The organism is Veillonella sp. CHU732, from assembly GCF_003992085.1.
In the GTDB taxonomy this organism is placed as follows: Bacteria; Bacillota; Negativicutes; order Veillonellales; family Veillonellaceae; genus F0422.
The window spans coordinates 42,107-68,568 of record NZ_RQVC01000012.1; the positions used below are offsets into that span (position 1 = coordinate 42,107).

Genomic DNA, 26,462 nt, shown 5'->3' on the forward strand with positions numbered 1-26,462 from the left:
TTGCCTAACCTTGTTTCTTTTGCATTTTAGCCCAAGTATCGCGCATGCCTACTGTACGATTCATTACGATATGATCTGCTGTGCTGTCTTTATCTGTTACAAAATACCCTGTACGCAAGAAATGATAATGGTCTCCTGCTTGTGTAGAACGGAATGCTGCTTCCCCTTTAGCAGATTTTACTTCTAAGGAGTTTGGATTCAACTGTTGTAAGAAGTCCTTATCTGCTGTTTCATCATCTTCTGTAGATAATAGATAATCATAGAGACGTACTTCCATATCTACCGCTGTAGAGGCTTCTACCCAATGTAAGATACCTTTTACTTTCTTTTGACAGCCTGTTCCAGATTTTGTAGCTGGATCGTATGTACAATGGATTTCTGTAATATTACCATTGTCATCTTTTACTACAGATTGACATTCAATGATGTAGGCACCTTTTAAGCGCACTTCTTTACCTGGTGCTAAACGGAAGAATTTTTTCACTGGTTCTTCCATAAAGTCACCACGCTCAATGTACACTTCTCGACCAAATGTCACTTCACGTGTGCCCATTGCTTCATTTTCTGTATTGTTCTCGATCACTAAGGTTTCTGTTTGTCCCTCTGGATAGTTTGTGATAACAACTTTCACAGGGTCTAATACCGCCATATATCGTGGCGCTTTTAATTTCAAATCTTCACGGATACAGAACTCTAATAGACCTACTTCCACCATGCTATCTGCCTTGGCTACACCAATGCGTTCACAGAAATCACGAATGGCCTCTGGTGTATAGCCACGACGACGTAAACCAGAAATCGTTGGCATACGAGGATCATCCCAACCACTTACAAGATTCAACTCAACTAATTGACGCAATTTACGTTTACTCATAACCATATTTGTTACATTTAAACGAGCAAATTCAATCTGTTTTGGTTTTTCTGTATCTTCCCAATCTTCTAATACCCAATTGTACAATGGGCGATGTACTTCAAATTCTAAGGTACATACAGAATGGGTAATACGTTCAATCGCATCAGATACTGGATGGGCATAGTCATACATAGGGTAAATATTCCATTCAGAACCTGTACGATGGTGGTCAGCATGTAAAATACGATACAAGACAGGGTCACGCATCACGATATTAGGATCCGCCATATCAATTTTGGCACGTAATACTTTTTCCCCATCTTTATATTTGCCCGCTTTCATTTCTTCAAAAAGTCGCAAATTTTCTTCTACACTACGATCACGGTAAGGACTATTCGTACCTGGAGTTGTAAAATCGCCACGAGTAGCACGGATTTCTTCAGGTGTTTGATCATCTACATAGGCTTTACCTTTTTTAATCAACACTTGAGCATATTCATATAGTTTACAGAAATAGTCAGATGCATAATGTACATCCCCATACCACTCAAAGCCCAACCATTTTACATCTTCTTCAATGGATTCTACATATTCCACATCTTCTTTGACCGGATTCGTATCATCAAAACGCAAGTTTGTTAAGCCATGATACGATTTGCCAAGGCCAAAGTTAAGGCAAATAGATTTCGCATGTCCAATATGCAAATATCCATTTGGCTCTGGAGGGAATCGTGTATGAACACGTTTTCCATAGGTATTTTCTTCATTGTCTGTATTAATAATCGCTTCAATAAAATTAACAGTTTGAGGCGTTGTTTCTTCCGTACTCATCATCGTCTCTTTCGATTCCATGTGATTCTTCCTCTCTTAGATTGATTATACACAAGTGCACGTTCTGCACATTCTCTTCATTATACCACAGGAATAGCTATGTTTCATCGATTTCTTGCAAATCCTATCATTTCTTAGCGCACCTGCAAGATTGTAACGACCTATTCTTCAGCGGTCTTATAATTAACACTTTCATTGACACAGGTCAATAATGGTTTACCTTGTACACCAGCAATCAGATTATTGGCTGTTAACATAGCCATTTCCTTGCGCGTACGATCCGTGAAAGACCCAATATGTGGCACCACTAAGCATTTACCTGTTTTAAGCAATGGATGGTCTGCCCCAATTGGTTCTGGGTCTACTACGTCAAGAGCGGCATAATCGATTTGACCTGTTTCTAATGCTTGCACCAATGCATCTGTATCCACAATTTTTCCACGACCTACATTCACAAATAAAGCCGTTTCCTTCATCATTTCAAAGGCTTCTGCATCAATTAAATGATAGGTTTCTTCCGTCAATGGCGCCATGACCAAGACAATGTCACTAGTGGTCAACAATTTGCCTAATGACACGTAGGTGGTCATGAGCAAGCTATCATCATTGCGACGGTTACGATTATGATATTGTACAGTCATCCCAAAGGCACGCGCTCTACGAGATACGGACACACCAATCTTACCCATTCCAATAATACCCAATGTCATACGGCTTAAATCCTTCCCTTTTATATTCGAAGGACGTTCCGCCCATTTACCATCCTTAACGAACTGAGCATTTTCATAAATTCTACGGCTCGCTGCTGCCATCAATGTGAAAGCCAACTCTGCCGTGGTTTCTGTTAATACATCTGGCGTATTGCCATAAGGTATATGACGTGCTGTTAACGCATCGATATCGATATTATCATAGCCCACAGAAGCCTGTGCGATGACCTTTAAATTTAGCGCATCTTTAACTAGTTCTTCATCCACAGTAAAATGATTAATACTCCACAAACCATCTGCATCACGCAGCCATTCTTTTAATAGCTCTTTAGGCATTTTTTCTTTTTCTGTCCACTGGCGTACTGTCACATGTTCGCTCAAATAGGATACTGCATCTTTACGCACCAAACCTGGCACTACTACAACTGGTTTCTTCATAGTTCAACCTCGCTTTCACTCGTCTTATCTATCTACATACAGTATATATGTATTTTATAAGGACCCCATTCCTGGTACTACCAACGACCATGAGCCCTTCCTGTAAATTATATCATATTCTATCTTAGACAATAAAAAAGACAGTCCTATTTTCATAGAACTGTGCTTTTCATTTTGTAGATACAGTAACTTGCACTCTCAAACGTACCCGAGAGCTTCTACGCTTTCTATACGATGATATGCTATTCCACAAACGTTCCTAGAATAACATGTTTATCCTACCAATTGGATTTTCCTTCATTGAACATTTCAAATGCATGCGCAATTTGGCGTCTCAATTTTAATCGTTGTGAATCACTTAATACATATTCTACACCATTATGTGCGATGCGCCCATTTTTTACAATGCTACTCAAATCGTAAAGAATTTCTCTAGCCATGCTTGCATTGCCAGCTAATTCATCAATTGTCACATCATAATAATTAGCTAATCGCTTTAAGGTTTCCAGATCAGGCTCTCTATATCCTGTTTCGTAATTTGACAGGGCAGCATTACTAATGCCGATATCTCGAGCCACATCTAGCTGACTCCGCCCAATCCGTTTACGGGCATGTCTTAAATTTTCACCTAATGCCATTGTATCACCCCTTATACTACGTGAATCTATAGTATAAATAACCTACCTCTATTATAGCATGAGATACAATAGATATGCTATAGAAAACCACTATTTCACATCTCACGAATTGTGTATCTATCTATATTTTTTAGCATTTTTGAATTGTATTACACGAATTGAATTGTTTATCCCATCTGTGCATGCATAGTTTTGATTTATTTTAATCAAAATCGATAGATTTTATCCTATTTTAATCATTTTCGCTCACAAACTATTTATATTATTCATGCGCATGTTCAGGTGGTGGTAACTGTTCAACTTGGAATACCTCACCAATAGTTTGAATTTTTCCAGGGATATATTCCACAATTTGAGTCATCAATACATATAACAGTCGTGGATCAAAGTTAGAATTAGCACTTTGATTGATACAATCCAAATACACGCTATCATCATCTTCTTCGATATAGTATTTAAAGCTTTTATAGGTACTATTTTCACGGTTAATGAATGTCAAAATATCTTGACGATTTTCCTTGGTCACAACGCCTGCACCGATCAATAAGCGAATCGTAGCATAAATTGTGTCATCTAACAACAGAAACACAGGAATATCCCCTAATTCGGTTTGTACATAGGAGCGAAATACAACGGTATGATCTTCATCTCCCACTTCACGTTTCTCAAAACATGTCAATTTCTCATCAATGAGAAATTGCTCAAACACTCTAGCCTTTTCATTCATAGGTATCACCCCTCGTTAAAAAAAAGGGCATTGTTTGTCACAATGCCCATATGAATCGATTCTTACTACATATTAACCTTTTTTAGATTTTGTAGTTTTACGTGGTTTACTTTCTTTTTTAGCTGGTTCTTCTACTACTGGCGCTTCTTCACCAGATGCTTCTACCTTTACGCTTTCCACAGCTGCAATAATACGAGTTAAATCTTTTTGTGTATGTGGATACAATACTTCAAAAATAGTGTATGCCACTAATGCTGGATCAAAGTTATCTCCACTCATTAAACTTACATCTAAAAGAATTGCTTCGTAACCATCTTCTTCCATTAAATAGTGTTTGAAACATTTGAATTCGCTATTTAATTGATTCAACACATCTAATGTTGCTTTACGTTGTTCTGGCGTAAAACGACCACCCGCAATTTCTAAACGCACAAAACCAAATGGTGTATCATCCAATACAACAAATAATGGGAACACAATATCATTATATTCCACAGTCGCATCAAATACTACTGTATTGTATTGATCATTTTCAATCTCACGAAGAGTAAAAAGATTTGTTAATTCATTTTCTGTAATAAACTGTTGAAATAATTCTGCTTTTTTATTCACTGTCTTAACTCCATATTCTCTACATTTAAATTAAAACTCATTACCATAATAATACCATAAAACTGCGGTCCATTTCAATCATTATTACTTTTCATCTTCCACATAGATACAACGATCATTTTCAAAACGTGCAATACGCACCAAGGAATGTACATCGTAACCTGCTTTTTCTAGGCGTTCACGACCAGGTTGGAAAGATTTTTCAATGACAATCGCAATACCTTCCACTGTATCCCCTGCGCCTTCCACAAGTTTTGCTAATCCCATGGCAGCTTCACCACTGGCTAAAAAATCATCAATAATCAGCACTTTTTCACCAGAAGGCAAGAATTTTTTAGAGATGGTTACATCATAGTTTTCTTCTTTTGTATAGGAATACACCACAGAGTGATACACATCTTCTGTCATCAAGATAGATTTTTTCTTACGAGCAAATACCAAAGGAACATCCAACTCAATCGCTACTTGTAACGCAATAGCAATACCAGATGCTTCGATAGTAACAATGCGTTCAATACCCCGTCCTTCAAATTGTTTAGCAATTTCTTTACCAATTTGAACAAACAATTTAGGATCAATTTGATGATTTAAAAATCCATCTACTTTTAACACTCGATTGTTCAATACAATACCTTCTGCATCAATACGTTGTTTTAATAATTCCACGATGATCCTCCTTATTGTTTTCTGTCTTTCAATATATTTATAAATTGCGAAACGCCTTCTGTTAGTGCATCCATTCTTGACCGCACCAGTACAATACGTCGTTCAGGAATCTGCAAATTCGTTTTTAGCTCCACTAAAGAACCTTGTTTCAATTTCTCTCTCGCTACCAATTCTGGCACCAAGGAAATACCTAAATTAATCTCCACCAAATCCATGAGCACATCTAAACTGCCTAATTCAAAAGCAGGACTGGTGCAACGATTGTAAGTGACCGCATCAAAAAATGTTCGACTACTAGCCCCCGTAGTAAGCAATAGCAATGGCTCAGCCATAATTTCATCAATGGTCCACACCTTAGAATCATCTTGATATTTAGTGCCGCCTACAAATATGTCTTGCATTAACTCTAATTCCATCACTTCAAGATGATTATTATCATACAAACCATCATAGGCATGCACCACCGCAATTTGCGCTTCTCCCGCTTCAATCATCCCTACACATTCTCGAGATGGTCGATTGGTGACACGCAAGCTAATGTCTAAATTTTTTTCTTGCCAACTTTTAAAAGTAGGCAACAAAAAATGTTTACTCAATGTATCTGTAGCCGCTAAGTGTAAACTTTTATACTCCCTCGATACACGTTCTTGCAATTTTACAATTCCATTATCTAAAATAGAAAAGGCTTCTACCGACGTTTCAAAGAGTTCTCGACCAGCTTTCGTAAAGGCCACTGATTTCGTTGTTCGTTCGAACAAAGGAACACCTAAATCTTTTTCTAATTGCTTTATGCTCTGACTAATGGCCGATTGAGAAACTCCATTAGCTTTCGCTGCTTTGGAGAAAGATAGATGTAATCCAACGCCCACAAAGGCGCGCAGTAATTCTGCAGATACAGACATAATAACCTCAATCTACTACGAATATAACATACGTTTAATTTATTTTTTACTATTATATATGCTTATAAGTTTACCTATATTTATTACTATTGTCAAATTGTAAATAGATTTTTATCTATCTATTTCTTATAAACCTATACAAAATAGTTGCGTTCTAGCTTATAAACTAGTAATATATATTTGATAAGAAAATCTGGGGCATAACAATCCCCCCGTATGTATGAAAGGAATTTAACTATGCATTGCGCACAAAAATTGACTGATCATATTTATTGGATTGGTAGCAACGATTGGAGTACAGAACGTTTTGAAAACCTATTTCCAATTCCAAATGGGGTAAGCTACAATTCCTATTTTATTGATGATGAAAAAACATGTATCGTAGACTCTGTAGATGATAGCATTCGTCAAGAATTCTTTGACAATGTAGAACATTTATTAAACGGTCGTGAATTAGATTACTTAATCGTTAACCACATGGAACCAGACCATTGTGCAACATTAGTCGAATTATTAGACCGTTACCCAAATGTAAAAATGGTAGGTAACAAAACTACATTCCGTTTCTTTGAACAATTCTATGGCCGTCCAGCTCCTGAGAACTATTACGAAGTAAAAGAAGGGGACACTATCGATCTTGGTCACCATAAACTTCACAGTTATACTATGCCAATGGTGCACTGGCCAGAAGTAACTTGTACCTTTGAATCTACTACTGGTACATTGTTCTCCGCTGATGCATTTGGTACCTTCGGTACAATCAACGGCAATATCTTCGCTGATCAATTAGATTTTGATCGTGTATACGAAGATGAAGCCCGTCGTTACTACACAAATATCGTAGGTAAATATGGTGCACAAGTACAAAACGCATTGAAAAAAGCATCTGCTTTAGATGTAAAAATCATCGCACCGCTTCATGGACCAATCTGGAGAACTCCTGATACAATCTCTTACATTCTTAACAAATATATGCACTGGAGCACATACAATGCTGAGAAAAAAGGGGTTGTCATCGCCTTCGGTTCCATGTATGGCAACACAGCTGAAATGGCACAACAATTAGCAAAATTGTTATCCTTACGCGGTGTAACAGATATCCGTATTTATGACGTATCTAAAACAAATCCATCTTACATCATCTCTGATGCATGGAAATATAGTCATTTAGTATGTATGGCACCAACCTACAACTTAGGTTTATACTTGACTATGGAAAACTTATTACATGAATTACATGCATTAAACTTCCATAACCATAAAGTATCTATCGTAGGTAACCACTCTTGGGCATCTGGCGCAATGAAACGTATGGTTGAATACTTCACAAATGAGTTCAAAAATATGGAAATCGTTGGTACTCCACTAGATATTAAAGGTGCATTACACGATGAACAATTACCATTGTTTGAAGAATTAGCTAATGCTATCGTTGCTTCCTTAGAAGAAACAGATATTAAAACTTTATAATCAATACAAGCGACTCTACACAGTAGAGTCGCTTTTAATATATATATCTAAATAATTAATGATACTATTAAATCTAGTTTCAGTATAACCCAATATTTAGTATAGAGTATAGAGTGTAATTGTAAATTTCTTGTAACATATACAAAATGAGCTATCATAAAGGGACATTCCCAACTTGATAGCTCATTTTTAAAGATAATATATACATTAGTGTATATCTGATAGCCAATACATCTACACAGAGGATGTATAAGTACAATCACATCATTAGATCTGGGTATTACCTATCGATTCTACTAACATACTATCGACGATAAGGACCTAACATACGAGCCCCTTTTGGTGTTTCTAAAATCATAGACCACACCATTCCATGCCTAGCTGTTAACCGTAAGGATTTGTCCCTTGAAGCCCTAGAATAACTAGATCCGTCTTTACGCACTTCTTCCACAGATATTCTTGCAGAATCCTTTGGTATAGCCTCTATTCGTTCATGGACTGTAGCACGCATTTCCTCTGCATCATATCTCAGTGAATCTACTGACTTCTCATAACTATCTACATCCACCGGATTACTTGTAATCACAACCCTTTTAGCAGTGGTTTCCACCGCTGCATCAGACTCTATATTCACAGATTCCTCTGGGTCCCGTGACAATGTAATCCCATAGTATTCTTCCATTTCCTCCCAAGTCATATCTTTACTCGGAACTGGTTTTTGTGGCAACTCCTCTTTAGAGTTTCCTTTTTTAAATATAAAGGACCCTAAAATAATCAGTATGAGTATCCCTATTTCCATAATTGGATACCTCCTCCACCTTATTCATGTGTACCTTTACCATCGATGGTAGATGCATAATCACCTTCAGAAATGCTTTCACGCATTTTAGTGTCCGCCATAATATTGTTCATCGAATAGTAATCCATAACACCCAAATTACCCTCACGTAACGCTTGGGATAACGCTTTTGGTACTTCTGCTTGAGCTTCTACTACCTTTGCTTGCATTTCTTGGGTATGGGCACGCATTTCTTGTTCTTGTGCCACCGCCATAGCTCGACGTTTTTCTGCTTGAGCTTGGGCAATTTTTTTGTCTGCTTCCGCTTGATCTGTCATCAATTGGGCGCCAATATTACGTCCTACATCTACGTCAGCAATATCGATGGATAAGATTTCAAAAGCTGTCCCTGCATCTAAGCCTTTATTCAATACAGTACGAGAAATATGGTCTGGATTTTCCAACACGTCTGTATGCTCTTCAGAAGAACCTACAGTAGTAACAATACCTTCCCCAACACGGGCAATAATTGTTGCTTCTCCAGCACCACCAACTAAACGATCAATATTAGCACGTACCGTCACACGCGCACGAACTTTTAGTTCAATACCATTTTTAGCTACTGCAGAAATAATCGGTGTTTCAATCACTTTTGGATTAACCGACATTTGTACCGCTTCTAATACGTCACGACCTGCCAAATCAATGGCTGCAGATCGTTCAAATGTTAACTCCATAGTAGCACGTTCTGCTGCAATCAATGCATCAACCACACGGTCTACATCACCACCTGCTAAATAATGGGCTTCTAATTGATCTACCGTCACATCTAAGCCAGCTTTATTGGCTTTCACCAAAGGAAGTACGATTTGGGACGGAGATACACGACGTAAGCGCATACCAATCAAAGTCATAATGCTGACCTTCACGCCCGCTGCTAGCGCAGATACCCAAAGTCCTAATGGGACGAAGTGTAAGAATAAAGAAATGCCGATAATAAGAATAATCGGAAAAATGATAAATCCCAGCGTTCCAATAATTGTTTCCATATGTCCTCCTATCTATTTGTAGTTCTCACTACGATGCGACCACCAGTGACAGAAATAATCTTCACCTCTGTACCAGGTTCATAAAATTCGCCATCAGTAACAACATCGAGGAATGTTCCTTCCACCACAATGGTTCCTGCTGGCCGTAATACCGTTTTGGCTTCTCCAATCTTACCTAACCAACGATTAGGGTCAGGATGACTAGCATAGCCTTTTTCCTTCGTAGATTGCAACCGTAATGTCAATCGCTCTCCTAACCGTGTTTTAGGAAAAATCGACACAATCCACCATAACAAGAGTACGCCTATCACTGAAAGCACTGTGACCATGATCAATGCCATAGGGCCTCCACCCATCCAATCGTAAATACCCCAGAGAAATAGCAATAAGCCTGTTAGACCAAAAATGCCAAATCCAGGTATCATCATTTCGATGAGGAGCAAAATAATACCACTTACTATAAGTCCTATCATAATCTCTCCTTTCTAGTTATATACTAACCTACCTGTATTATATCACAATCTTTTTATATAAAAGATGAAAAAGCTAGATTCTGTTATCTCTATTCTCCTCTTTAACACATAATAATACCAAAAGAGGCTCCCTAAAGGGAGCCTCTTAGTGATTAATTAAACGTCTTCGCGGTATGGAGCTTGACCGATTTCGTAGAAATCGTTTCCTTCGCTATCGATAACAACGATTGCAGGGAAATCTTCTACTGTTAATTCTGCCAAAGCTTCTGGACCTAAGTCAGCATAAGCGATAACATCATATTTTTTAATGGATTTAGCAATTAAAGCTGCTGCACCACCAACGGCTGCAAAGTAAGTTACGCCATTTTTCTTCATGGATTCGATAACTTCTGGTTTACGGGAACCTTTACCGATCATGCCTTTGATACCTTGATCAAGCATTGTTGGTGTGTAAGCATCCATACGACCAGATGTTGTAGGACCAGCGGAACCGATTGGGTCTCCTGGTTTAGCTGGGCTTGGTCCTAAATAGTAAACGATTTTGTCATGCCAATCGATTGGTAATTCTTCGCCACGTGCTAATGCTTCAGTCATTACTTTATGAGCAGCGTCACGAGCACTGTAGATTTTACCAGAAATAAGAACCATATCACCAGCTTTTAATTTACGGGATTGTTCTTCTGTTAAAGGTGTTTGAATACGAATTTGTTCTGCCATGGTTATTCCCCCTCTTAAACTTCACCGTGAGCATGACGGCTAGCGTGGCAGCAAATAGTTACTGCTACAGGAAGACCAGCGATATGTGTTGCTGCCCACTCGATATTAACGGAAACTGCTGTTGTAGTACCACCTAATTGAGGTCCGATACCAGTTTTGTTAACCATTGCATTGATTTCTTCTTCCAATTTTGCATATTCAGGATGTGCATTACGTTCTTCTACAGAGCGAAGAAGAGCTTTTTTGGAAAGAAATGCTGCGTAGTCCATAGTACCACCGATACCAATACCTAGTACCATTGGAGGGCATGGGTTAGGGCCAGCTTTTTTAACGATTTCAAGAACTGCTTTTTTAACGCCTTCAACGCCATCAGCAGGAACCAACATTTTTACGCCAGATTTGTTTTCAGAACCAAAGCCTTTTAACTCTACATTAATGTCAACTTTGTCGCCTGGAACAATTTTAGTGTAAATAACTGCTGGAGTGTTATTTTTAGTGTTTACACGGTTGAACAAAGGTTCAGCTACTACGGATTTACGAAGATATCCGTCCACATAACCTTTTGCTACACCAGCTTGAACAGCTTCTTCAAGATCTCCACCTTCGAAGTGTACATCTTGACCAACTTCTAAGAATACGATTGTAAGACCAGTATCTTGGCAGATTGGACGATCTTCAGCATCAGCGATTTCCGCATTTTTAATGATTTGATCCAATACCCCTTTACCTACTGGAGATTTCTCACACTCATAGCCTTTTTTCAATGCATTGTACATATCTTTTGGAAGATGATATGCTGCATTCATACATAATTCTGCTACCTTTTCTGTTACTTTCTCAACGTGAATGTTACGCAAAGTAATCCCTCCTCAACTTAAAACAGAGACCTTTCTCTTGTGTATTATTGTAACACCATGAACTATCTTTTTCAATTCTTTAAGAATAGGTGCTATAACTGTTTATTATGATAGAATCTATTATCATTTATTGAAAAATGCATATAGTTCTCTATTTCTAAGGTACTTCTAAATCTTATAGTCCAGCCCCTGTGTGGACAAATATCCACCCTTTATAAACCATTTAAAATACACATATATTTAATCTTATCAATACGTTATTTCCTACTAAATTCTACTATGTTTAAGCATAAAATATTATGTTTACAAATGAAAAACTCTCTCACTAAAATATAATGAAAGAGTTTTATCTATACTTTTTTATATGTTTTCTTTTAAAAATAATGTTAGCTATGATTTATTGATATAGAAGATACCCATAAACAGCTTATAGATGTAACATTTTTTATAGACAAGCTTACCAATTACAGGTCAGCTGCTTCAATCCATTCTTGTAAGTCTGCTTCCCCACCAATGATATCTTCGTCATAAGCGCCCGCTAGTTCTGGATAACGACACACCTCGATGGTATAGAGAATGGCTTCATCTCGACCATTACGAAAAGTACCAATCCAAACACCACGGATAGTAGACTCATACCACTCTACCGGTTGATCTGTATCTTTCAGATGGATCGTCACATCACCACGTCCCAATGTTTCCAATACTTCCACTTGCTCTTCCATAGTGAGACCTGTATTTTCCACATAAATCGTATAGGTTTCTCCTGTTTGACGCAAGTGCTGCATAGCATTTTTCAATTCTTGAAACACCGCTTTTACACGGCCAAATTCATTTTGCATAGAAACTCCTTATCTTATCATTACAGTTTCATATTGTGTAGCATCCTATGCCTTTTTTTCATTCACAGGGGTAGCCGTTACATGCCAATTAGATAACACCCTCAGTACCCGTTCTTTCACTTCTGCTACCGCAGCTTGTGTGGAATTGCTTAAGGTAAGGCCTAATTCTAAACTTTCAGGTTCTACACCGATGACAACGGCATCTTCTAAAGGATCTTCTTGTAACGCACGGATACGTAAAATATCTTGCATCCCTACTTCATGTACAGAAATAGCTTCTGTAAAATAACTATTCATTTCCTCATGAGGAAACTCGTATACTGTGCCCGGTGCCTCACCACCATTGATAGCATCTACTAACAACAATTTTGTCATACCTCGCATATAGGTAAGCAATTCCATGCCCATAGTTCCCCCATCTAAAATGGTAATAGGAGGATTAAATATATAATCCTCCCGTAATTGGTTCACCACATGGACACCGAATCCCTCATCAGTAAGCAAAATATTGCCTACCCCTAATAGTACGATGGGATTATTTTTTATTTGGTCCATATAAGTCCTCTATATCTTCTGGATCCGTAGGGTAGAATTTCATCCCTGAAACCATACTGGATACTTCCCCAGATTCTTCCATAACATCTTCGCGGAATGCCATATACACATGTATAATTGTAAATAACAAAAATCCCCAAGCAATGTAGTGATGAATCATATGCACTTCATACTCTGTAAACAATAAATTTACAGGGTTAAAAATTTGTGCAATCCACGTATTAGGATACACTTGTGCAAACATAGCAAGACCTGTACAAATTTCTAGGAACAACATCACATATACTCCTAAATAACTAGTACGAGCCATAGAATTACGCAAGAAACGATGCTCTCGTTGCTGTGGTAACATTAGATAGTGCTTAATTGTGTCCCACAGACCAATCCAATACGACTTTTTATGAAATCTAGGAAACAATCTATCGCCACGATATCGAATTCCACCATAAATACGGAATATGAGTGCAGCAATTAGGATAAATGCTGCGATAAAGTGAATTTTACGAATCATTTCCATAGAGAACCAACCGCCCACTGCGATTGTCGGTTCCACACTACCTGGTGTAGCTTGGAAACCTGGATTCCCAATGTATAAGCCTGTCCAGAATAGAGCCGTTACACAGAGAACCATAGTCCAATGGAAAATGCGGAGCCATAAACTAAATACACGATAAGGCTTTTTATTTAATGGTAACATAGATGCGCCTCCTCCCTATTTACATAGGGCATCTGTATTCACAGACACTATTTTTTCACCTTTTTTATTGTACAAGTGTGTAGCACATGCCAAACAAGGGTCAAAGGAATGTATACCTTTTAAAATTTCTAATGGCTTATCCGCCACTTTGACTTTAGTGTCTATCATATTAGATTCGTATGCACCATGTTCGCCAGCAATCGTTTTAGGGCATGCATTCCATGTCGTTGGCACGATACATTGATAATTGTCTACACGACCATCTTTGATGACACACCAATGTCCTAAACCACCACGTGGTGCATCTAATAAACCTACACCTTTTGCCTCTTTTGGCCAAGAATTAGGATCGAATTTACGAGTATCCGCCACAACAGTATCACCAGTTTTGATATTTTCAATCAAGCGATTATAGAAATGTTGGCTCAAGTTAGCTGCCACTTGTGCATCTAAACCACGAGCTGCTGTACGGCCCACTGTGGAACACATCCACACATGTGCTGGTACCCCTAGCACTTTAGATACGGCATCAATTTGGTCCACCATCATTTTCTCAGCCCAAGTTGGGTCTTTGATGATGCCTTGTTTTACTTTTACATAGACAACGATATATTTTGCCAATGGGCCCACTTCGCAGGCTTTTCCTTTGAATGTAGGGGATTTAATCCAAGAATATTTTTTCTCTTCATCCAAGAATTCCCATTTTTTATTTGTTCCCGTCTTAGGCCCTGTGAAAGCTGGTGTCGTTACCCCTTTTATTGGATGCAAGGATGTTTCACCATTTGGATATTCAAACCAAGAGTGATTGATTTCTTCAGACAAGAAGTCTGGATTCATCAAGTCTTCACCTTCTAAAGCTGTAAATGTTGCTTTTTCCCAACCAAGTTCAAAGTTTTCTACTACTCCATTAGCACGAACAAGAGACTTTTTAAAGAAGTCTCCATCTTTTATACCTGTATATGCATCATCTGGATAGCCACCGTAAGCAAGGACACGTTTTTTTGCTAAGCCCCCACCATCAACCATACCAGCTTTTACATATAAATGACCAATCGCTAATAAGTCAGGCAAGTAGAAATAATTCACTAAATCTTTTGCCAAGGAAATAGATTCATCCACACTTGCCAAACGAGCTGCATTCACAGGTGCATTCATATCGTCCATGGAAATGGAGCATGGCATACCACCTACGATGTAATGAGGATGTGGATTTTTACCACCAAAGATAACATGTGGCGTTACAATATCACGTTGACGATCCAAGATTGTCAAATAGTGAGAAATGGCCATCAAATGCACTTCTGGAGGTAATAATTGATAGTCTGGATGATCCCACCATTGGGCGGAGAAAATACCTAATTGACCACTTTCTACAATTTTTTTCACTTTTGTTTGGATCGCTGCATAATACGTAGCATTTCCTTTAGGGAACTCCTTAGGGTATGCAGATGTAGCAGATTCCAAATCTTTTGGTTGTAATCCACTCACATTGTATGTATCCAATACTTGTTGTTGCAATTCTGCAGTTTTCTTAGGATCTGCTTTCAACGCCTCTACTGGGCTTACCCAGTCAAGAGCATGCAAGTGATAAAAATGCACAATATGATCGTGTGTATCTAAACAACTATGCATAATATTTCGAATATAGTTTGCATTCTTAGGAATTTGAATTCCCAATGCATCTTCCACAGCACGAAGGGATGCTAAGGCATGCGTAGAAGTACATACGCCACATATGCGTTGTACAAAGGCCCATACGTCACGAGGATCGCGATTTTTAGCTACTAATTCAATACCACGCCAAGCCGTACCACTAGATAGAGCATCTTGCACTTTACCTGTGGATTCATCAACACTAACTTCTACACGTAAGTGACCTTCAATACGGGTCACTGGATCGACTACAACTCGTTTCATTATTGGTCACTACCTTTCTGTTCCGCTTCTTTTTGTTTTGCTTCTTGTTCAGCTAAATATTTTTTCTCTTCTTGGATAGAATCATATTTATGTTTTGCTAAGGTAATACCACCATGAGCCACTACAGCACCAAATGCGCCAAATCCTGCTACTGTACCTAATGTATCCACATCAGTGATGGTATTTGGGGTATGAATATGAGGCAATCGTTGGTAAAAGTTATCATTGTCCCAGAATCCCTTTTCAGAGCAACCAATACAACCATGTCCAGATTGAATTGGATAGGACAACCCATTCCACCAACGCAAATTGCCACAAGAGTTATATGTTTCTGGTCCACGACAACCTACTTTATATAGGCACCAACCAGCTTTCGATGCATCATCATCAAAATGTTCCACGAATAATCCAGAATCAAAGAAAGGACGACGATAGCATGTATCATGGATACGATTGCCATAGAATTGTTTTGGTCTTCCTTCTACGTCAAGAGGTGGAATTTCACCAAATAAAGCATAATGCATAATCACACCCGTCATGACCTCTGGAATCGGAGGACATCCAGGTACTTTAATAATTTTTTTACCTTTTACAATAGAGGATACAGATACTGTATTGGTTGGGTTCGGTTTCGCCGCTTGAATACCGCCCCAAGCTGCACAAGAGCCATATTCGATGATGAAAGCAGCACCCTCAGCGCATTCTTTCAATACATCTACAAATGGACGTCCACCAACTTGGCAGTAGGATCCATTTTCATCCAATGGAACGCCACCTTCAACAGCCAATACATACTTACCTTTTTTACTTTCTAACAAGTGATGTAAATGATGTTCAAATGGTTCCCCTGCTGCAGCAGCTAAAGTATCATCATACTCTAAGGCAATCATATTTAAAATCACATCAGATGCGAAAGGCGATGTGGAGCGAATAAAAGATTCGTCACACCCTGTACATTCATGACCATGCAACCAAATCACCGTAGGTAATTCTTTTGTTTCTGCCGCTGCTACGACTTTATTTGTCAATGCTGGTGGCAATCCTAAAATAGCGGTTAACGCTACGCAGGATTTCATAAACGTACGTCGGCTTAATTTACGTTCTTGGAATAAATTCCAAAGACTATTCAATGATTCTTTCACAAAAAAGCCCCTTTCTTGCAATAACTTTATAGCGTCTATATAAATGAATATACATCCATAGTATACCATGAAAGGTATTCCTACTATAGAATTTTAATCACTAATTTGTAAAAATATTTTTATATCCTCTATTTATAGTTTCAATAACTTACGTACAGAGGCTGCTTTTTTATAGCCACCGATACGATCTTTTTGTTTTCCTTTTTTATAGCAAATAATCGTTGGTACCCCTTGTACATCTTCTTTTAAGACAATCTCTTTCGATTCGTCAATATCGATAGCAATCATGCGTGCTACACCTTGTAGTTCATCGTGTAACACATCTAATTCTTCTTTCATCAGCTTGCATGGATCACACCATTCTGCGGTAAAACAAGCTAGTACGATTTCATCATCGCCTTTGACAATGGATTTAAACTCTTCATAGGTTTTAATGGATTCTAATTTCATAACGATACCTCCTACAATAACAAAACCGCTCCGAAGAGCGGTTTTGAGCAAGCAATCAATAAGCCGAGTTCTGTCCTGCTTTCGCAGTGGCGATTATCTTTCTAGGCGCATAGTTGCCTATACGCTCAAGCGGCACAACCCGAAAGGTAGGCGGGCAACCCTTAACCCTTTCCTATTCGGCCTTGCTCCGGATGGGGTTTACCGAGCATACATGTTACCATGTACCTGGTGCGCTCTTACCGCGACCGTTCCACCCTTACCACCCGAAGGTGGCGGTTTACTTTTCTGTGGCACTATTCCCTATGGTCACCCACGCCGGCCGTTAGCCGGCATCCTGCCCTATGGAGCTCGGACTTTCCTCAAGTCAAGAGACTTGCAATCGCCTTTCATACTTACTGTTTAAGTCTAGCATAGACCACTCGTGTGGTCAATAGCTCTTCCTTTTATTATAACCGAAAGTGCTCAGACTTTAAAGAAAAAATCTCTTTGTACATTACTTTCTATGACTTCTACTTCATCTGCTGTAAAACTCTTTTCTATCATTTGTTTTAATAGTGTTTGACTCATGTATTCTGTACCATAATGACCTGCATCCACTACTGTGATTCCTAATTCTTTTGCTAGTTGCATATCATGGTATTTCACATCCCCAGTGATATACACATCCGCTTTTTTCTTGGCTGCTATTTTAATGAACTCTGCTCCACTACCTGTGCATAGACCAATGCGCTGAATGGATGATGGCTTAGCCCCACCCCAACGCAATTGACTGTGAGGGAATACAGATTGCAATACTTCTTTGAAGTCCTCTATCGATAGTGGTTGTGGTAAATTACCAATGCGACCAATATAGTGTGCATCACAGGCATTCTCTAAGGCTACTATATCGTAGGCAATTTCTTCATAAGGATGAACCTGTTCCATAGCACCTAATACTGCACCTAGCAATTTCTTAGGGACTACCGTCTCAATCCGTTCTTCTTGCACCGTTTCGATAGAGCCCACATGACCGATGAAAGGATTCGTCCCTTCTAAGGGCAAGAACCTTCCTTCTCCAGCGACAGAAAAACTACAATGACTGTACATACCGATATGACCTGCCCCCACATCACCCATGGCTTGGCGAAGTTGTTCACTATGCGTAACGGGCACATAGACAGCCACCTTATAGGCTACATCTCGTCCTGTTTCTTCTAGCCCTTGTATACCTTGTAACCCTAGTCGTCTAGCTACCTCGTCATTAAGACCACCAGCTGTAACATCTAAATTCGTATGCGCACTATACACATTAATACCATGGCATAATAGATTTCCAATCATCTTTCCTTGCATCGTATCCGTGTTGATAGATTTGATACCTTTGAAAATCATCGGATGATGTGTCACAATTACATCTACGTGTTCCTCTATCGCTTCTGCTACTACTTCTGACGTCACATCTAATGCCGTTAACACACGTTGCACGGTTGAACTCATAGATCCCACTTGTAATCCGCAATTATCCCAAGACTCTTGCAACTGCAATGGAGCTTGGCGCTCAATGGCTTGAGCAATATCTTTCATAGTAACCATATATACCTCCTATCCATTATCTCAAAGTATAGTCTAAAGTTTCATACTCATCGATAATTAAGCTTTTAATCGTGAAAGTTTCACCTGTACCTATTGTAAAATACCTTGTAAGGCTTGCAATTCTTGTTCCATCACCTGAACCGCATCACTAGACTTCGCTGTATCACGCATATGTTGTAATATAGATTGCAACGTTTCCACTCTACGTTGTATGTGCTGTGTCCAAACTTCAGATTGTTCTTGTTGTAACAAAGCACCATATTCCCATAACATCGATTCTCTAGGTAGCTCATTATACACGGTAGTAGCACCTCGTTGTACTAACCACATGTCATAATATTGATTGCCCTCTAGTAAACATTTCTCTTGAACAATGCCATATCCTTGATCTACTAAAAATTGTTTCAACTCTCGTCGATGGCTTTGTGGTTGCAGCACATAGGTTTCCAATAGTTCTGGTCCTACCGTGATGATGTGTTGCATCAACTCTCCACCCATGCCACAAATCACTGCACAATCTACTTCTCCCTGTTTTGTAGCTGCCAATCCATCTCCTAATCGGCATTCAATAGATTGTTCTAACTTTCGTTCTTTCACAAATCCTTTGGCAGACTCTAACGGTCCTTGATTCACATCAATGGCAATGACCGCTTTAGCCACGCCTGCTTCTATACAAGCCACCGCCAAATACCCGTGATCTGTACCCACATCTGCCACCGTTTGACACTGTGGAATCATATGCAATACTTGTTCTAATCGTTTTGAAAGTGCCATAGTCTATCTCACATTCTAATTACATCTTCTACGCAATTTCTTACTTAGAAATACTATAAAGCTCATGCTTTCATTATACAATGAACCCTTATAGATAACAAAAAAACCATCTCACAAAGTGAGATGGTCTCTTATGGTGGGCCCACCTGGATTTGAACCAGGGACCGACCGGTTATGAGCCGGTTGCTCTACCCCTGAGCTATAGGCCCTCGTTTGGTGCGGATGATGGGACTTGAACCCATACGAGCGTACGCTCACCACCCCCTCAAGATGGCGTGTCTGCCATTCCACCACATCCGCATGAGGATATGTATATGGTGCCTCAGGGCAGAATCGAACTGCCGACACACGGATTTTCAGTCCGTTGCTCTACCGACTGAGCTACCGAGGCAAATATATATATAAATATATGAATATGCCTAAAAATAGGTAAAAAAAATGGCGACCCCGATCGGATTTGAACCGACGATCTTCGCCGTGACAGGGCGACATGTTAACCGCTACACCACGGGGCCGTGTACTAAGTACTCATATAATATACCATAGGTATTACATCTTGGCAATACCTATGGACAATTTTATATATTCCTAAAATGCATAGATATTTTTTTAATAGCAATTAGGTTTCCGATCCCGGAACACATTGATTTTAGACCGAATATCTTTCACCGTATCTACATCGATAGTAATGGTTTGTATTTGCGGTGTTTCATCACATTCTAGTAGCACTTCTCCCCACGGGTCTACTACCATTGAGTGACCTGCCATTGGTAACTTACCAATAGTGCCACAACCATTAACACTACAGAAATACATTTGATTTTCTATTGCTCTCGCTTGATTCAATATGCACCAATGATGCAAACGTAGCATTGGCCACTGAGCGGGTAAAAAGAATAGTTCTATCCCTTGTAAGGCAGATTTACGAATTAGCTCAGGAAAACGAATATCATAACAAGTGGCACTAGAGCAAAGTACTCCATCAAATTCAAATTGGTGGATAGCAGTACCACCTGTAAAATATTGATCTTCTTTAGCTGGACTAAAGCCATGCATCTTATCATACGTAGATAACAATTCCCCTTTGCGGTTGAACACATAGGTTCTATTGTAGCTGGAATCTCCTTCTTTGACAGCCACTGATCCACCAAAGATATTCACATGTTCTGATTGCGCTAATTCCTGTAACAAAGATTGTGACCGTTGACCACCTTCATCTGCCAATGCATGTAACTTTGAACCCGTTATAAATCCTGTATTCCATGTTTCTGGCAATACGACTACATCCACTCCTTGCTTAGCTACATCTCGCACTTTTTCTGCTAGAATATCAAAATTTTTATCCACTTGCTCAATTTCTGTGGCTAATTGAACAATGCCTAATCGCAACTCTCTCATAGTTCCTCCTAGATATGCCACGCCATATGGTCTGTAAACTCGTTAGGCTCTAATGGCAATGCATGCCGTCGTGGTACATAGGACCCTTTGTCAAAACGATCTACTTTAGGACGACGATAGATAATATGGTCAGGTTCCGTTTCAAAAATAATTACATTTCTAGGAACATCTCGCTTAATGACCAGATTACAACCTATTTTTGAACCTTTTCCCACCGTAATATCACCTAGCACCTTTGTACCAGCACCAATGAGCACATCATCTTCCACCGTAGGATGACGTTTTATCTTACGAGAATCCATCCCTCCAAGAGTCACTCCATGAAAGAGCGTCACATTATCTCCTACAATAGCCGTTTCACCAATGACAACTCCCATACCATGGTCAATAAATAAGCCTTTCCCAATTTGCGCTCCTGGATGAATCTCTATACCCGTTACCCGACGTGCATGTAACGCCACACGCCGAGCTAACGTAAACCAGCCTTTTCGGTACAGGCGATGCGCAAAAAAATGCCAAAATAAAGCTGTTATATGAGGATATGTCCAAACCACCATAAACCAAGAGGTAGCCGCTGGATCTGATTGTAATACGCGCTGTATGTTGTATCGAATGGAATTCCATACCTCTCTCATAAATACCTCCCTATACAGAGATAGCATGGCCTAGACCATGCTATCTTTCGTATCACAATCGATTAAGAATGAATCCAATCTACGCTTTCAAATTGAATCATAGATAGATATTTTTCTACTCCATCTGGAGCTACTACGACAACGTCCACATCTGGGAATTTACGACCGTATTGACGAGCTACCAAGATAGCCGCCGCGGAGGAAATGCCGATACCAATACCAGTTTCTCGCATGAAGTTACCTACTTCTTCGATAGCATCTTCATCAGTGACTGTTTGTACTTCATCCATCAAGGAAGAGTCGAAGTTTTCTGGAATGAATCCAGCCCCAAGACCTTGGATTTTATGAACACCGCCAGTACCTCGAGAAATCACTGGAGACCCTTCTGGTTCTACTGCAACCGCTTTAATGTACGGATGTTGCTCTTTCAAAGCTTTAGTAACACCTGTGAAAGTACCACCTGTGCCAATACCTGCTACGAAAATACCTACATTCGGTACATCACGTAAAATTTCTTTTGCCGTTGTTTCATAGTGAGCCGTTGGATTTGCTGGGTTCACAAATTGACCTAGTGTTACCGCACTTGGATAGTTATCAAGAATTTCTTGCGCTTTTCCAAGAGCACCTTTCATGCCTAATTCTTTTGGCGTTAAAATTAATTGTGCACCGTACGCTTTGATTAATTCGCGGCGTTCTTTACTCATACTTTCAGGCATAATAATAATTGTTTTGATGGACAACATAGCACCTAACATTGCTAAAGCAATACCCGTGTTACCACTAGTGGCTTCCACGATGATTGTATCATTTTTAATTAAGCCTTTTTCTTTTGCATCTTGTAACATACCTAGGACAGCACGATCTTTTACACTGCCGCCAGCATTATACTTTTCTAATTTTACATATACATTAGTATCTGGGATTCGATATATTGGTGTGTTTCCAATTAAGTCGATTGCATTTTTTACAACAGCCATAATAATTCTCCTCTACTTAGACTTCATATATAAAATACTTAAATTTATTCCTATTGTATAGGTGGGATTTGATTTTGTCAACCAAATTTTTCTCAAAATTCTAATTATTTTGATTGAAAGCCACCATGCCCCATACGAATACAATCTTCTTTTGTGATTCGCACATCTGCTAATAAGCGCGGCGTAATCACATCAAAGGCACTCGGATTGTTATATAAAACACCCCCCGGTACGCCTAGCACAGGGGTATTATCTTCCAAATAAGCAATGCACACCATAGAACCTGGCAATACTGGTAATCCATAGGTCACTACTTCTTTAGCCCGACGTGCAATAGCACCTGGTGTTAAATCATCAGGATCTACGCTCATACCACCAGTACAGAATATAATCTCTGCTCCTTGGGACTTTACTTTGTCTATGGCCTCTACAATTTGATCTGTATTATCTGGCACAATTTCATGAGCTACCAGTTCCACACCATAGTCCGCTACACGGTCTTGAATAACCGCTGTGAAAGCATCTTGAATGCGCCCTGCAAAGACTTCACTACCTGTAGTAACAATACCCATTTTCTTACGCACAAATGGGTGTACTTGCAAGATAGGGCCCTTACCTTCACGTAGCCGCTTCGCTTCCTCTAACTGCCATGCTTCTAATAACAGCGGAATACATCGCATGCCTGCTACCGGTTGGCCCGTTTTTACAGGTGTGCCATGTAATCTTGTAACAATGGTTAATTCCCCAATACTATTGATTTCATGTAGGCCTTCCACATCCACAGTCAACACACCATCATGATTCGCCAAGGCTTCAATCTTGCCTTGTTGTACCGGTGTAGGACTGATAGATGGATGCTCACAGAAACGATATAATTCTTCTGCTACTTGCTCCTCATGAACCAAATTATAATCGGATTCTTCCATCACATAAATATGCTCTTTTCCTAATTGTAATAATAAATCCACATCTTCATCAGCGATGATGTGTCCTCGTTTAAATGGTGTATCTTTTACTTCTCCAATGACGATGCGCACAATATCGTGGCAAAGTGCTTGCCCCACTGCATCTTTTACATGTATTTCTTTCATCGTATTATCCCCACATTCGTTTACCAATGGTGAAAGCCAGCCCGCATAGGCCATATCCAACCAATACCTGTCCACCCATGTAGGACAGCATATGCCACAAACCTTTTTCTTGTAGCATATATCCTTCAAAGATAAAGGTTGAAAAGGTTGTAAGCCCACCTAAAAAACCTGTAATACATAACAGCTTAACCCAAGGTGACACATTGGGTTGCCCTTCAATATATGCCATGCCTAAGCCAATTAGCATGGAACCTATCATATTCACTAGTACTGTCCCCCAAGGATACAGCGCACCTTTAGTGACCATGTACTGTCCAATGCCATACCGCGTCATGGCACCAATAGCTCCTCCCATAGCCACTGCTATATATACCTTCATAATCAAACTCCTTTATGTCTTTATTATACACCACCCTAGGTGGATTATATACTAAAGCACGCGAATTTCTTTCTCGATTTATATATAACCTATTATAGTTATAAACTATATTATAAACAAATGCTACATTTTTCATTATATGTTATAGCAACATTATATATATTGAGCCTCTCACAGTTAGTAATGTATGGACTGAGCATCTACTTTATGTTACATCAAACATTTATATATTATCACTCTCTCAGAGTATAAGCTGATCCGCATACCAGACTCAGACCTTCTCAATACTAGCATCCTTTTTTTCATTACAGAGATCCTATCTAAAATAGCCATACTAAAGTACAACCACACGAACGACCTAGATTTGCTACTCTTATACATAAAAAAAGAACTGCCTATGTCTAAGCAGTTCTTCGTGTGCATATTTAGTTTCCAGGATGTTTTACTAAATCTTGACCAGCAATACCAGGACGTGTCATTTCTTTTGGAGAAAGGATATAATCCATTTCTTCTTTCGTTAACAATCCTTGTTCTAGAATAATTTCTTTTACGCTACGATCAGTTTCTAAGGCTTCTTTCGCTAACGCAGAGGCATTTTCATAACCAATATGTGGTAACAAAGCTGTGACAATACCAACAGAACGTTCTAACCAATATTCGCATTGTTCTTTATCCACTTCAAGGTCAACTAACAATTTATCTACAAATGTGTTTACCGCATTTTTTAAGTAACACATAGAATTGAACAAGTTATATGCAATGACTGGCTCCATAACATTCAATTCAAACTGTCCATTTTCTACGCCAAGGGAAATGGTCAAATCATTACCGATGACTTGGTAACAAGTTTGGTTCAATACTTCCGCGATAACTGGGTTTACTTTACCCGGCATGATGGAAGAACCTGGTTGGCGTGGAGGTAATTTTAATTCACCAATACCGCAACGAGGGCCAGATGCCATTAACCGGAAATCGTTAGCCATTTTAATCAATACTAGGGCTGTTACTTTCAAGCCAGAGGAAATATCTGCAAACACATCTGTATTATTGGTCGCATCAATTAAGTTATCCGCTGTAATGAACGGTTCACCTACAACACGAGATAATTCATCTACGACAGCTTTAATATACGTAGGTTCTGCATTTAAGCCAGTACCAACAGCAGTAGCACCCATATTAACTGTATGTGCTTCTAACATAGCAGATTTAATACGACGAATGCCACGACGCACGCCAGATGCATAGGCACCCATTTCTTGACCTAATGTAATTGGCACAGCATCTTGTAAATGAGTACGCCCCATTTTTAAAATTTCTTTGTACTCTTCTGCTTTTTTATCTAGCTCATCCGCTAAACGGCGAAGTGCCATTAATAAAGGTTTACTTTTCATGATGGCACATACTTTAATGGCCGTAGGGAATGTATCATTTGTAGATTGTGCCATATTCACATGATTATTTGGAGATACAATGTCGTATTGACCTTTTTCATACCCTAAAATTTCCAACGCACGGTTCGCCAATACTTCATTCATGTTCATATTGAAAGAAGTCCCTGCTCCCCCTTGGATAGGATCCACTGGGAATTGATCATTGAAATTTCCACGTACCACTTCATCGGCAGCACGACTGATGGCTTGACCAATTTTTTCATCTAAACGACCAGTACTCATATTCGCCAAGGCACAGGCTTTTTTTACCATTGCCATAGCTTTTACGAAATCTAAGTCAATTTGTTTTCCTGTAATAAAAAAGTTTTCAATACCACGTAATGTTTGTACACCATAGTACAACTCATCAGCTAATTCCAATTCACCTAGAAAATCATGTTCTTTTCTCATAGTATACCTCTTTTCATACAACATCAGATGCATAGGCATCTACTGTATAAGCTTTGTTTATATGATATACCTGTATTATATCATGTATCATGTATACATAATAGAGATATACTTTCTAGTTACGAATAATGCTCCCTTGTACACCTTAATAAATAACTTATAGTCATAGAAGTCATTAATTTTACTCATTTTTGATAATTTCTATAGACTATATAGGACTATCACATATTCAGCATGTGCCTGTATTAAAAGTAACTACACAACTATGATACCTGACTTCCATCTCCTAACACGAAAAAGTGGTTGCAACCGCACGCAAAAAAGCGTGAAAAGTGGTTCCAACCGGGAGCCAACGAACTCAAACTATACCCTTTTAAAGCCCTTTTATAAAGGCTCTTTGTCAAATGTGGGGGCTACTCATGTAAAAGCTTTTAGCGCTAGCTATGGAAATAGCTAGCGCTATTCTTT

27 protein-coding genes, 4 tRNA genes and 1 other RNA gene are annotated in these 26,462 nt (G+C 39.1%); 1 reads left to right on the forward strand and 31 read right to left on the reverse strand.

Annotated features, from left to right (window positions below; genetic code table 11):
* Positions 1-4: 4 nt before the first annotated feature.
* The 7 genes from EO121_RS06415 to EO121_RS06445 form a co-directional block, all read right to left on the reverse strand.
* Positions 5-1,708: a glutamine--tRNA ligase/YqeY domain fusion protein gene (locus tag EO121_RS06415; RefSeq protein WP_127166875.1), complete on the reverse strand. Its 1,704-nt coding sequence runs from the start codon at positions 1,706-1,708 to the stop codon at positions 5-7.
* A 140-nt stretch (positions 1,709-1,848) separates the two neighbouring features.
* Positions 1,849-2,835, reverse strand: coding sequence for a D-glycerate dehydrogenase (locus tag EO121_RS06420; RefSeq protein WP_127166877.1), 987 nt, complete (start codon positions 2,833-2,835; stop codon positions 1,849-1,851).
* Positions 2,836-3,113: 278 nt separating this feature from the next.
* Positions 3,114-3,473, reverse strand: a complete 360-nt coding sequence (locus EO121_RS06425; RefSeq protein WP_009353094.1) for a helix-turn-helix domain-containing protein — start codon at positions 3,471-3,473, stop codon at positions 3,114-3,116.
* A gap of 262 nt (positions 3,474-3,735) precedes the next feature.
* Positions 3,736-4,200, reverse strand: a complete 465-nt coding sequence (locus EO121_RS06430) for a hypothetical protein (protein ID WP_127148323.1) — start codon at positions 4,198-4,200, stop codon at positions 3,736-3,738.
* 72 nt (positions 4,201-4,272) lie between these two features.
* The gene (locus EO121_RS06435; protein ID WP_127166879.1) at positions 4,273-4,812 is read right to left on the reverse strand and encodes a hypothetical protein; all 540 of its coding nucleotides are present in this window, start codon (positions 4,810-4,812) and stop codon (positions 4,273-4,275) included.
* An 84-nt stretch (positions 4,813-4,896) separates the two neighbouring features.
* Positions 4,897-5,478 carry a xanthine phosphoribosyltransferase gene (locus EO121_RS06440; RefSeq protein WP_127068242.1) on the reverse strand — a complete coding sequence of 194 codons (582 nt, stop codon included), beginning with the start codon at positions 5,476-5,478 and terminating at the stop codon, positions 4,897-4,899.
* 11 nt (positions 5,479-5,489) lie between these two features.
* Complete coding sequence (locus tag EO121_RS06445; RefSeq protein ID WP_127166881.1) at positions 5,490-6,380, reverse strand: LysR family transcriptional regulator; 891 nt, start codon at positions 6,378-6,380, stop codon at positions 5,490-5,492.
* 237 nt (positions 6,381-6,617) lie between these two features.
* Between EO121_RS06445 and EO121_RS06450 the strand changes: the two genes are divergently transcribed.
* A complete protein-coding gene (locus tag EO121_RS06450) occupies positions 6,618-7,850 on the forward strand; it encodes an FprA family A-type flavoprotein (RefSeq protein ID WP_127166883.1) in 1,233 nt (410 codons plus the stop codon).
* A gap of 304 nt (positions 7,851-8,154) precedes the next feature.
* On the opposite strand, the gene EO121_RS06455 is transcribed toward EO121_RS06450, so the two are convergent.
* The 24 genes from EO121_RS06455 to EO121_RS06570 all read right to left on the reverse strand — a co-directional run bounded on the left by EO121_RS06455 (position 8,155) and on the right by EO121_RS06570 (position 25,994).
* The gene (locus EO121_RS06455) at positions 8,155-8,649 is read right to left on the reverse strand and encodes a hypothetical protein (RefSeq protein WP_127166885.1); all 495 of its coding nucleotides are present in this window, start codon (positions 8,647-8,649) and stop codon (positions 8,155-8,157) included.
* 20 nt (positions 8,650-8,669) lie between these two features.
* Positions 8,670-9,677, reverse strand: coding sequence for a flotillin-like protein FloA (gene floA / locus EO121_RS06460; RefSeq protein WP_127166887.1), 1,008 nt, complete (start codon positions 9,675-9,677; stop codon positions 8,670-8,672).
* Positions 9,678-9,685: 8 nt separating this feature from the next.
* A complete protein-coding gene (locus EO121_RS06465) occupies positions 9,686-10,150 on the reverse strand; it encodes an NfeD family protein (RefSeq protein WP_127166889.1) in 465 nt (154 codons plus the stop codon).
* Positions 10,151-10,306: 156 nt separating this feature from the next.
* A complete protein-coding gene (locus EO121_RS06470) occupies positions 10,307-10,867 on the reverse strand; it encodes a Fe-S-containing hydro-lyase (RefSeq protein ID WP_009353067.1) in 561 nt (186 codons plus the stop codon).
* 14 nt (positions 10,868-10,881) lie between these two features.
* Positions 10,882-11,724: a fumarate hydratase gene (locus tag EO121_RS06475; RefSeq protein WP_127166891.1), complete on the reverse strand. Its 843-nt coding sequence runs from the start codon at positions 11,722-11,724 to the stop codon at positions 10,882-10,884.
* Positions 11,725-12,188: 464 nt separating this feature from the next.
* Positions 12,189-12,566, reverse strand: a complete 378-nt coding sequence (locus tag EO121_RS06480) for a hydrogenase expression/formation C-terminal domain-containing protein (RefSeq protein WP_062401403.1) — start codon at positions 12,564-12,566, stop codon at positions 12,189-12,191.
* Positions 12,567-12,611: 45 nt separating this feature from the next.
* Positions 12,612-13,121 carry a HyaD/HybD family hydrogenase maturation endopeptidase gene (locus tag EO121_RS06485; RefSeq protein WP_127166893.1) on the reverse strand — a complete coding sequence of 170 codons (510 nt, stop codon included), beginning with the start codon at positions 13,119-13,121 and terminating at the stop codon, positions 12,612-12,614.
* Positions 13,102-13,818 (reverse strand): Ni/Fe-hydrogenase, b-type cytochrome subunit, encoded by a 717-nt coding sequence (gene cybH, locus EO121_RS06490; protein ID WP_127160945.1) that lies wholly within the window; start codon positions 13,816-13,818, stop codon positions 13,102-13,104. Before cybH ends, EO121_RS06485 begins: the two co-directional genes overlap by 20 nt.
* 15 nt (positions 13,819-13,833) lie before the next feature.
* Positions 13,834-15,735 (reverse strand): nickel-dependent hydrogenase large subunit, encoded by a 1,902-nt coding sequence (locus EO121_RS06495; protein ID WP_127166894.1) that lies wholly within the window; start codon positions 15,733-15,735, stop codon positions 13,834-13,836.
* Positions 15,735-16,877: a hydrogenase small subunit gene (locus EO121_RS06500; RefSeq protein WP_127166895.1), complete on the reverse strand. Its 1,143-nt coding sequence runs from the start codon at positions 16,875-16,877 to the stop codon at positions 15,735-15,737. Before EO121_RS06500 ends, EO121_RS06495 begins: the two co-directional genes overlap by 1 nt.
* A 132-nt stretch (positions 16,878-17,009) precedes the next feature.
* Positions 17,010-17,327, reverse strand: coding sequence for a co-chaperone YbbN (locus EO121_RS06505; RefSeq protein ID WP_127160943.1), 318 nt, complete (start codon positions 17,325-17,327; stop codon positions 17,010-17,012).
* Positions 17,328-17,370: 43 nt separating this feature from the next.
* An RNA gene (rnpB, locus tag EO121_RS06510) (RNase P RNA component class A) lies at positions 17,371-17,723 on the reverse strand.
* 66 nt (positions 17,724-17,789) lie between these two features.
* The gene (locus tag EO121_RS06515) at positions 17,790-18,899 is read right to left on the reverse strand and encodes a Nif3-like dinuclear metal center hexameric protein (protein ID WP_127166896.1); all 1,110 of its coding nucleotides are present in this window, start codon (positions 18,897-18,899) and stop codon (positions 17,790-17,792) included.
* A gap of 90 nt (positions 18,900-18,989) precedes the next feature.
* A complete protein-coding gene (locus EO121_RS06520) occupies positions 18,990-19,673 on the reverse strand; it encodes a class I SAM-dependent methyltransferase (RefSeq protein ID WP_127166897.1) in 684 nt (227 codons plus the stop codon).
* A 134-nt stretch (positions 19,674-19,807) separates the two neighbouring features.
* Positions 19,808-19,882: transfer RNA gene (locus tag EO121_RS06525), tRNA-Ile, on the reverse strand.
* 5 nt (positions 19,883-19,887) lie between these two features.
* Positions 19,888-19,973 (reverse strand) — tRNA-Leu (locus EO121_RS06530).
* Positions 19,974-19,988: 15 nt separating this feature from the next.
* Positions 19,989-20,064, reverse strand: a tRNA-Phe gene (locus EO121_RS06535).
* Between the two features lie 48 nt (positions 20,065-20,112).
* Positions 20,113-20,188: transfer RNA gene (locus tag EO121_RS06540), tRNA-Asp, on the reverse strand.
* A 94-nt stretch (positions 20,189-20,282) separates the two neighbouring features.
* Complete coding sequence (locus EO121_RS06545; protein ID WP_127160940.1) at positions 20,283-21,071, reverse strand: carbon-nitrogen family hydrolase; 789 nt, start codon at positions 21,069-21,071, stop codon at positions 20,283-20,285.
* Between the two features lie 8 nt (positions 21,072-21,079).
* Positions 21,080-21,706: a serine O-acetyltransferase EpsC gene (gene epsC / locus EO121_RS06550; RefSeq protein ID WP_127160939.1), complete on the reverse strand. Its 627-nt coding sequence runs from the start codon at positions 21,704-21,706 to the stop codon at positions 21,080-21,082.
* A gap of 62 nt (positions 21,707-21,768) precedes the next feature.
* Positions 21,769-22,683, reverse strand: coding sequence for a PLP-dependent cysteine synthase family protein (locus EO121_RS06555; RefSeq protein ID WP_127160938.1), 915 nt, complete (start codon positions 22,681-22,683; stop codon positions 21,769-21,771).
* Positions 22,684-22,787: 104 nt separating this feature from the next.
* Positions 22,788-23,774, reverse strand: a complete 987-nt coding sequence (locus EO121_RS06560; RefSeq protein ID WP_127166898.1) for a molybdopterin-binding protein — start codon at positions 23,772-23,774, stop codon at positions 22,788-22,790.
* 4 nt (positions 23,775-23,778) lie between these two features.
* Positions 23,779-24,153, reverse strand: a complete 375-nt coding sequence (locus EO121_RS06565) for a CrcB family protein (RefSeq protein WP_127166900.1) — start codon at positions 24,151-24,153, stop codon at positions 23,779-23,781.
* A gap of 425 nt (positions 24,154-24,578) precedes the next feature.
* Positions 24,579-25,994, reverse strand: a complete 1,416-nt coding sequence (locus EO121_RS06570) for an aspartate ammonia-lyase (protein WP_127160936.1) — start codon at positions 25,992-25,994, stop codon at positions 24,579-24,581.
* Between the last annotated feature and the right edge of the window lie 468 nt (positions 25,995-26,462).

Coding starts and splice junctions, on each gene's coding strand:
- EO121_RS06560 (WP_127166898.1), bottom strand. CDS start 23,774: ATGAAAGAAATACATGTAAAAGATGCAGTGGGGCAAGCACTTTGCCAC.
- EO121_RS06450 (WP_127166883.1), top strand. CDS start 6,618: ATGCATTGCGCACAAAAATTGACTGATCATATTTATTGGATTGGTAGC.
- EO121_RS06430 (WP_127148323.1), bottom strand. CDS start 4,200: ATGAATGAAAAGGCTAGAGTGTTTGAGCAATTTCTCATTGATGAGAAA.
- EO121_RS06565 (WP_127166900.1), bottom strand. CDS start 24,153: ATGAAGGTATATATAGCAGTGGCTATGGGAGGAGCTATTGGTGCCATG.
- cybH (WP_127160945.1), bottom strand. CDS start 13,818: ATGTTACCATTAAATAAAAAGCCTTATCGTGTATTTAGTTTATGGCTC.
- EO121_RS06470 (WP_009353067.1), bottom strand. CDS start 10,867: ATGGCAGAACAAATTCGTATTCAAACACCTTTAACAGAAGAACAATCC.
- EO121_RS06495 (WP_127166894.1), bottom strand. CDS start 15,735: ATGAAACGAGTTGTAGTCGATCCAGTGACCCGTATTGAAGGTCACTTA.
- EO121_RS06425 (WP_009353094.1), bottom strand. CDS start 3,473: ATGGCATTAGGTGAAAATTTAAGACATGCCCGTAAACGGATTGGGCGG.
- EO121_RS06520 (WP_127166897.1), bottom strand. CDS start 19,673: ATGGCACTTTCAAAACGATTAGAACAAGTATTGCATATGATTCCACAG.
- EO121_RS06555 (WP_127160938.1), bottom strand. CDS start 22,683: ATGGCTGTTGTAAAAAATGCAATCGACTTAATTGGAAACACACCAATA.
- EO121_RS06415 (WP_127166875.1), bottom strand. CDS start 1,708: ATGGAATCGAAAGAGACGATGATGAGTACGGAAGAAACAACGCCTCAA.
- epsC (WP_127160939.1), bottom strand. CDS start 21,706: ATGAGAGAGGTATGGAATTCCATTCGATACAACATACAGCGCGTATTA.
- EO121_RS06465 (WP_127166889.1), bottom strand. CDS start 10,150: ATGATAGGACTTATAGTAAGTGGTATTATTTTGCTCCTCATCGAAATG.
- EO121_RS06420 (WP_127166877.1), bottom strand. CDS start 2,835: ATGAAGAAACCAGTTGTAGTAGTGCCAGGTTTGGTGCGTAAAGATGCA.
- EO121_RS06455 (WP_127166885.1), bottom strand. CDS start 8,649: ATGGAAATAGGGATACTCATACTGATTATTTTAGGGTCCTTTATATTT.
- EO121_RS06445 (WP_127166881.1), bottom strand. CDS start 6,380: ATGTCTGTATCTGCAGAATTACTGCGCGCCTTTGTGGGCGTTGGATTA.
- EO121_RS06515 (WP_127166896.1), bottom strand. CDS start 18,899: ATGGTTACTATGAAAGATATTGCTCAAGCCATTGAGCGCCAAGCTCCA.
- EO121_RS06570 (WP_127160936.1), bottom strand. CDS start 25,994: ATGAGAAAAGAACATGATTTTCTAGGTGAATTGGAATTAGCTGATGAG.
- EO121_RS06505 (WP_127160943.1), bottom strand. CDS start 17,327: ATGAAATTAGAATCCATTAAAACCTATGAAGAGTTTAAATCCATTGTC.
- EO121_RS06485 (WP_127166893.1), bottom strand. CDS start 13,121: ATGGACCAAATAAAAAATAATCCCATCGTACTATTAGGGGTAGGCAAT.
- EO121_RS06545 (WP_127160940.1), bottom strand. CDS start 21,071: ATGAGAGAGTTGCGATTAGGCATTGTTCAATTAGCCACAGAAATTGAG.
- floA (WP_127166887.1), bottom strand. CDS start 9,677: ATGGAAACAATTATTGGAACGCTGGGATTTATCATTTTTCCGATTATT.
- EO121_RS06480 (WP_062401403.1), bottom strand. CDS start 12,566: ATGCAAAATGAATTTGGCCGTGTAAAAGCGGTGTTTCAAGAATTGAAA.